Source organism: Roseivirga sp. UBA1976 (genome assembly GCF_002336325.1).
GTDB lineage: Bacteria > Bacteroidota > Bacteroidia > Cytophagales > Cyclobacteriaceae > Roseivirga > Roseivirga thermotolerans.
Window position 1 is genome coordinate 1 of the sequence record NZ_DDDQ01000128.1, and the last position, 5,586, is coordinate 5,586.

The following is a 5,586-nucleotide window of genomic DNA, read 5'->3' on the forward strand; positions in this document are numbered from 1 at the left end:
CGGTCTCTCAACAGAGCCTAAATGAGATTGCGGATATTTTCCTTTGCGTATGTGAAGTTTTCAGAAGAAAATTCCGCAATGACGTCCTAAGGGGGTATTTTACTACTTCTTTACATCGAACCCAGGTTAAAGTAGGGCAATTATGAAACGGGAGAAAATGGTAAAGCGGCTCAAGAAACAAAAGGAGCCCTGGGATATAGTAGTAATTGGCGGTGGAGCTACCGGCTTGGGTGTGGCGGTAGATGCGGCTTCTCGTGGGTATAAAACCCTACTACTGGAACAGCACGACTTCGCCAAGGGTACATCGAGCCGAAGTACAAAGTTGGTGCATGGAGGGGTTCGGTATTTGCAACAAGGTGATATTTCGTTGGTGCTTGAAGCCCTGAAAGAACGAGGACTCATGATCAAAAACGCTCCCCATCTAGTCAAAAATCAGGCGTTTGTTATTCCCAACTATGAGTGGTGGGACGGCCCCTTCTATCAGGTAGGTTTGAAGGTTTACGACCTGATGTCCGGTAAATTAGGCATTGGTTCTTCAAAAAAGCTTTCTAAAGAAGAAACTATAAAATACATACCCACTATTGGGCAGCATGGCCTCAAGGGAGGTGTGGTCTATTACGATGGTCAGTTCGATGATGCCCGAATGGCTCTTTCCCTAGCCAAAACAGCCCGTCAGTTCAATGGTGTAGTACTCAATTACTTTCCCGTGATAGACCTTATTAAAAATGAAGAAGGGATAATTTGTGGTGTAAAAGCCAAAGATCAGGAAACGGGTAAAGTTCACGCCATAAAGGCCCGGGCAGTTATTAATGCTACAGGTGTTTTTGCCGATAAGGTGAAAAAAATGGATGAGCCTGAAGTGAAAGACATGATTCAGCCCAGCCAGGGTATTCATTTGGTGGTGAGTAAGGAATTTTTGCCCGATAAGTATGCCATTATGGTGCCACAAACCAAAGATGGGCGGGTAATGTTTGCCGTGCCCTGGCACGATAAGGTGGTGTTGGGAACTACCGATACCATGCGCGAAAAGCCTGAGTTGGAGCCTAAGGCTCTGGATAGTGAAATAGACTTTATTTTGGAAACCGCAGGGCAGTATTTGTTAAAACAGCCTACCCGTGCCGATGTGTTGAGCGTGTTTTCCGGCCTGCGCCCACTCGCCAAACCCGAAGGGGAGGGCAAGTCGACCAAAGAGATTTCGAGGCATCACAAAGTCATGATTTCGCAGTCGGGGCTTATTACGATTATTGGGGGCAAGTGGACCACCTACAGGAAAATGGCCGAAGACACCGTAGACAATGCCATACTTATTGGAGCCCTGCCCGAGCGTAAATGTATAACCTATAACCTGCCTGTCTATGGTTACGATAAGAACCTGGATATAACCTCAGATCCTCTGGCTGTTTATGGCATAGAAAAATATTCGCTTTTAGAGATGGAGGAAGAAGACCCGACCCTGGCCGAAGTACTCAGTGAAGACTTGCCCCTGAGAAAATCGCAGGTGGTGTGGGCAGTGCGCAACGAAATGGCCAGAACACTGGAAGATATGCTGGCAAGACGAGTGAGAGGACTTTTTCTAAATGCCAAAGAGAGCTTAAGAGTGGCTCCTCAGGTAGCTGCTATTATGGCTGCCGAACTGGGGAAAGACGATGAATGGATTGATGATCAGTTGGAAGAGTTTTCGGAGGTTGCCCGCAACTATATGATCATGAGCTAATGGTTCATTATATAGCAATGCTTCAATGAATCTCTACCAAATTGCGCATATCAGTAGTGCCCAGTCGTTTCACAACAATTTCTCCATCTTTAAACTCTAAGAGAACGATGGCCGAAATTTTATCCGATTGACCCTTCCACTTCAGGTTTTCATTCACATTAGCTTCCAGGTTCATTTTTTTAAGCTTCATATTGGTGTCGTTTCTAACACTCATTAGGCACGACCCACCCTTGCGATCTACGAGAATTTGCAAGCCCACAAAACCTTCTGCTTTTTTAAGCATTTTATCGTCCCAACCGGAGGTAATCACCGATTTGAGTTTTTCATTGTCTATTTCAGCAATTATTCTGGTTTCTTCATACTTAAACTCGTCCAGGTAGCAGTTTTCAAACCGCTCAGGATATACATACTGACCATAAAGTCCGGGAAGGCATAAAAATGTAAATAGCATGCCGTAAAAAGCTGATCGTCTCATAAAATAAAGTTCGGAAGTTTCCGGCTTATGGCAAAACCACTTTCCAAATACCAAAAATTACAATCGGTTTTGTCCCCGAAGACGGGCACGCTTCGCTCATCAAATGAAGATTTGTCCGGACGTAAGAAAAAAAATCATAACCCAATAAAATTTTTACAAAGGGGATTTTGGAGGTTGATGCCTATTGAAAAACTGTATTTGTGTAATCTGAATGACGATTTAGTAGCCAGTTAAGAAGAATTTTATTTGGTGTAGTAAATCGTTTGCAAAGAAAAATTTTGAAAAAAAGTGAAAATCCCTTGAACCATTTACTGGTTATGTGCGTCTATCAGGAAGTTGGAAACTTTGGGTAACCTTAAAGTTTCCCTAGTATCAAACCATGGAAGTAAGAGATAAGATTGTAGAAAAGGCCGGAGAACGCATGTTAATGTACGGTATTCGTACGGTAACAATGGACGATATCTCCAGAGATCTCGGCATTTCGAAAAAGACCATTTACCAATATTTTAAGGATAAGAAAGACCTGGTAAATACCATAACAGCCCTGCATCTGGATATTGAGAAGTCTCGGTTCGAATCTACCGAATTAAGAAGCGAGAACAGTGTGCATGAACTTATACTTATTTCTCAATGCCTGCGCGAGTCTATCAAAGACATGCGTATGAACGTGCTCAACGACCTGCAGAAGTTTTATCCGGAAGCCTGGAAAATGTTTGAAAACTTTAAACGCAATACCATGCTTTGTTCCATTACCCGGGTAATTATAAAAGGTCAGGAAGAGGGGTATTTCAGGAAAGAGATAGACCCACACCTAATTTCTATAATGCGCATGGAGCAGGTGCACACATTTATTATTAACCAGAATCTTTATCCAAAAGAGAAATACACCCTTGCAGAGGTGCAAATGCAGTTGTTCGATCATTTCGTGCACGGCCTGTTCACCCCTGCAGGTTATCAACTTTTTAACCAGTACACAACAGCAAAACTCAAATCAAATGAAACGCTCAGTTAAGAGAGTAAGCGCCTTACTACTGATGCTTCTTACGGCAGTTTCCGTAAGCGCTCAGGAATCATTTTCTCTTGAAGAGGCCATTCAATATGCGCTGCAAAACAATGAGAATTTGAAAATTGCGATGGTAAATACCAGCGATGCGGAGGCCCAGGTGGGTGAAACACGTGCCGATGGTCTGCCACAAATCAATGCCAATTTTGGCTATACGAACAATACGCAAATTCCGGTAAACATTGTACCGGCCAATGTGTTCGATCCCAATGCTCCTGAAGGTGCCACTGCAGCCATTCGCTTTGGTGTTCAACACCAGGGGCAGTTTGGAGTAAATGCCTCTCAGATGATCTGGGATGGCTCCTTTTTTATCGGCCTCAAAGCCGCCAAAACCCTTCGCGAGAAGGTTGTGGTAGACGAACTCATGGTTCGGGAAGATGTAATTGAGCAGGTTACAAAAGCCTATTATCTGGTGCTGGTCAATCAGGTGCGAACCAACCTGATTGAAGCCAATATTGCCACGCTCGATTCTACCCTGAGAGAAACCAGAGCTTTGTATGAAAATGGGTTTGCTGAGAAAATTGATGTGAGCAGAATTCAGGTACAGCTCAATAACCTGAAGGCCGAACGCAGTGGAGTAGACCAGGCCATAGTGGCAAGCAAAAATCTACTCAAGTTTGCCATGGGAATGCCGGTAGAAACTCCAATTACACTATCGGAAGAGCTCGATAATTTTGACTTTGAGTATTCGGCTTCTGAGGTAGATGCTTTCTCGGTAGGCGATCGGCTGGAACTACAGCAAGTAGAGTTTCTGAAGCGTTTGGCAGAGCTGGACATTAAGAATACCTATTCTCAATACATTCCTAAAGTGAGTTTTACAGCCGCCTGGGGAAGAAATACCGGAAACGATCAGTTTGGCAACCTTTGGAACGAAAACCGACAATGGTTTACCAACTCCAATATTGGACTCAATATTAGTATTCCGGTGTTTGACGGACTCAGAAAGAAGTATACGGTGGAGCGCAAGAAGTATCAGCTAGAAACGCTCAACTACCAGCAGTCGCTGCTATCCAATAGTCTTAGACAGCAACTTATAAACTCAAAAATGGCTCTCGATGTAAACCTCGAAAGGCTGGCGGTTCAGGAAGATAATCTGGAACTAGCCCAGGAGGTAGTGGAAGTTACACGTGCAAAATATACTGCAGGTGTTGGTTCTAACCTTGAGCTCATAGATGCAGAACAATCTTACAAAGTGGCCGAGGTCAACTACCTCACCGCCTTATATGACGCCATTGTGGCAAAAATTGATTTAGACAAAGCCCTGGGCAAACTCAACTAACAACAACCAAGAAAAAATTAAGCAATGAAATCGTTAAGAATCTCTACACTTTTTATCATGGCCGCTGTATTAGTAGCGAGCTGTGGGCAGGGTGAAGGCACACTTGAAGATAAAAAAGAACGCCTCAATGCTGCCAAAGAAGAAATTAAGGCCTTACAAAATGAAGTAGCTACACTGGAAAAGGAGATAGCTGCTCAAGACCCTGAGTTTGGTAAGGTAAAAGAAAACGCTACCCTTATTACTACTGTGGTAGCAAACAAAGAAGACTTCAGTCATAAAATTGAAGTTAGAGGCAATGTGCAGTCAAGAACCAATGTGTTCATTAGTGCCGAAACCATGGGACAGCTTACCGCTGTAAATGTGGTTGAAGGACAGTATGTAAACAAAGGCCAGGTTTTGGCAACCATCGATTCTGAAACTCTTGAGAAGAACATTGAGGAGGTAAAGAATCAGTTGGAGTTTGCGACCACCGTTTTCGAAAAAAGAGACCGCTTGTGGAAGCAAAATATTGGTACCGAAATAGACTATTTGCAGGCCAAGAACAACAAAGAGTCGTTGGAGAAGTCTTTGGCTACTTTACAAACTCAGTTGGAAAAGACCAAAATTAAAGCACCGTTTTCAGGCACTATAGAGCAAGTTCCGGCCAGTGCAGGTCAGGTGGTGCAACCGGGCACTCCCATTGCTTTTTTGGTAAGCAACCAGAACATGTACATTACGGCTGAAGTATCTGAGGCCTACATTGGAAAGTTTAAGAGAGGAGATAAGGTCAAAGTAAGCCTTCCGGCTTTAGGAGCAGAGTTCGAAAGCACCATAAGCACAGTAGGTAGTGTAATCAACCAGGCCAGCAGAACTTTTACCGTAGAAGTAAAACTGCCTAACGTGGCCGAATACCTAAAAACTAACCTTGTAGCCATTGTTCAACTCACAGACTATCAAGTAGACGAAGCTGTGGTTATTCCTTCCAGAATTATACAAGAAGACTTTGAAGGCAACTTTGTATACAAAGTCAATGGAAAGAAGGCCGAGAAAATTCATGTGACCTTAGGCAAAACCTA

At 43.5% G+C, this 5,586-nt stretch carries 5 protein-coding genes; 4 read left to right on the forward strand and 1 reads right to left on the reverse strand.

The window, feature by feature from the left end; all coding sequences use genetic code 11:
• Positions 1–142 precede the first annotated feature (142 nt).
• The gene (locus B3763_RS12760; protein WP_286747003.1) at positions 143–1,714 is read left to right on the forward strand and encodes a glycerol-3-phosphate dehydrogenase/oxidase; all 1,572 of its coding nucleotides are present in this window, start codon (positions 143–145) and stop codon (positions 1,712–1,714) included.
• Between the two features lie 22 nt (positions 1,715–1,736).
• Here B3763_RS12760 and B3763_RS12765 read toward each other — a convergent pair whose 3' ends face one another.
• Positions 1,737–2,189: a hypothetical protein gene (locus tag B3763_RS12765; protein ID WP_286747024.1), complete on the reverse strand. Its 453-nt coding sequence runs from the start codon at positions 2,187–2,189 to the stop codon at positions 1,737–1,739.
• A 379-nt stretch (positions 2,190–2,568) separates the two neighbouring features.
• Here B3763_RS12765 and B3763_RS12770 point away from each other — a divergent pair, with 379 nt between their 5' ends.
• From B3763_RS12770 to B3763_RS12780, 3 genes are all read left to right on the forward strand, one after another.
• On the forward strand, positions 2,569–3,201 hold the full coding sequence (locus tag B3763_RS12770) for a TetR/AcrR family transcriptional regulator (RefSeq protein WP_286747026.1): 633 nt from the start codon (positions 2,569–2,571) through the stop codon (positions 3,199–3,201).
• Positions 3,185–4,531 carry a TolC family protein gene (locus tag B3763_RS12775; protein ID WP_286747028.1) on the forward strand — a complete coding sequence of 449 codons (1,347 nt, stop codon included), beginning with the start codon at positions 3,185–3,187 and terminating at the stop codon, positions 4,529–4,531. Before B3763_RS12770 ends, B3763_RS12775 begins: the two co-directional genes overlap by 17 nt.
• 24 nt (positions 4,532–4,555) lie before the next feature.
• Positions 4,556–5,586, forward strand: a 1,031-nt coding sequence (locus B3763_RS12780; RefSeq protein ID WP_286747030.1) for an efflux RND transporter periplasmic adaptor subunit, incomplete at its 3' end; no start/stop codon positions are given.

Bases quoted from the DNA above. Each gene is read 5' to 3' on its own strand.
- B3763_RS12770 (WP_286747026.1), top strand. From the start codon at position 2,569: ATGGAAGTAAGAGATAAGATTGTAGAAAAGGCCGGAGAACGCATGTTA.
- B3763_RS12760 (WP_286747003.1), top strand. From the start codon at position 143: ATGAAACGGGAGAAAATGGTAAAGCGGCTCAAGAAACAAAAGGAGCCC.
- B3763_RS12775 (WP_286747028.1), top strand. From the start codon at position 3,185: ATGAAACGCTCAGTTAAGAGAGTAAGCGCCTTACTACTGATGCTTCTT.
- B3763_RS12765 (WP_286747024.1), bottom strand. From the start codon at position 2,189: ATGAGACGATCAGCTTTTTACGGCATGCTATTTACATTTTTATGCCTT.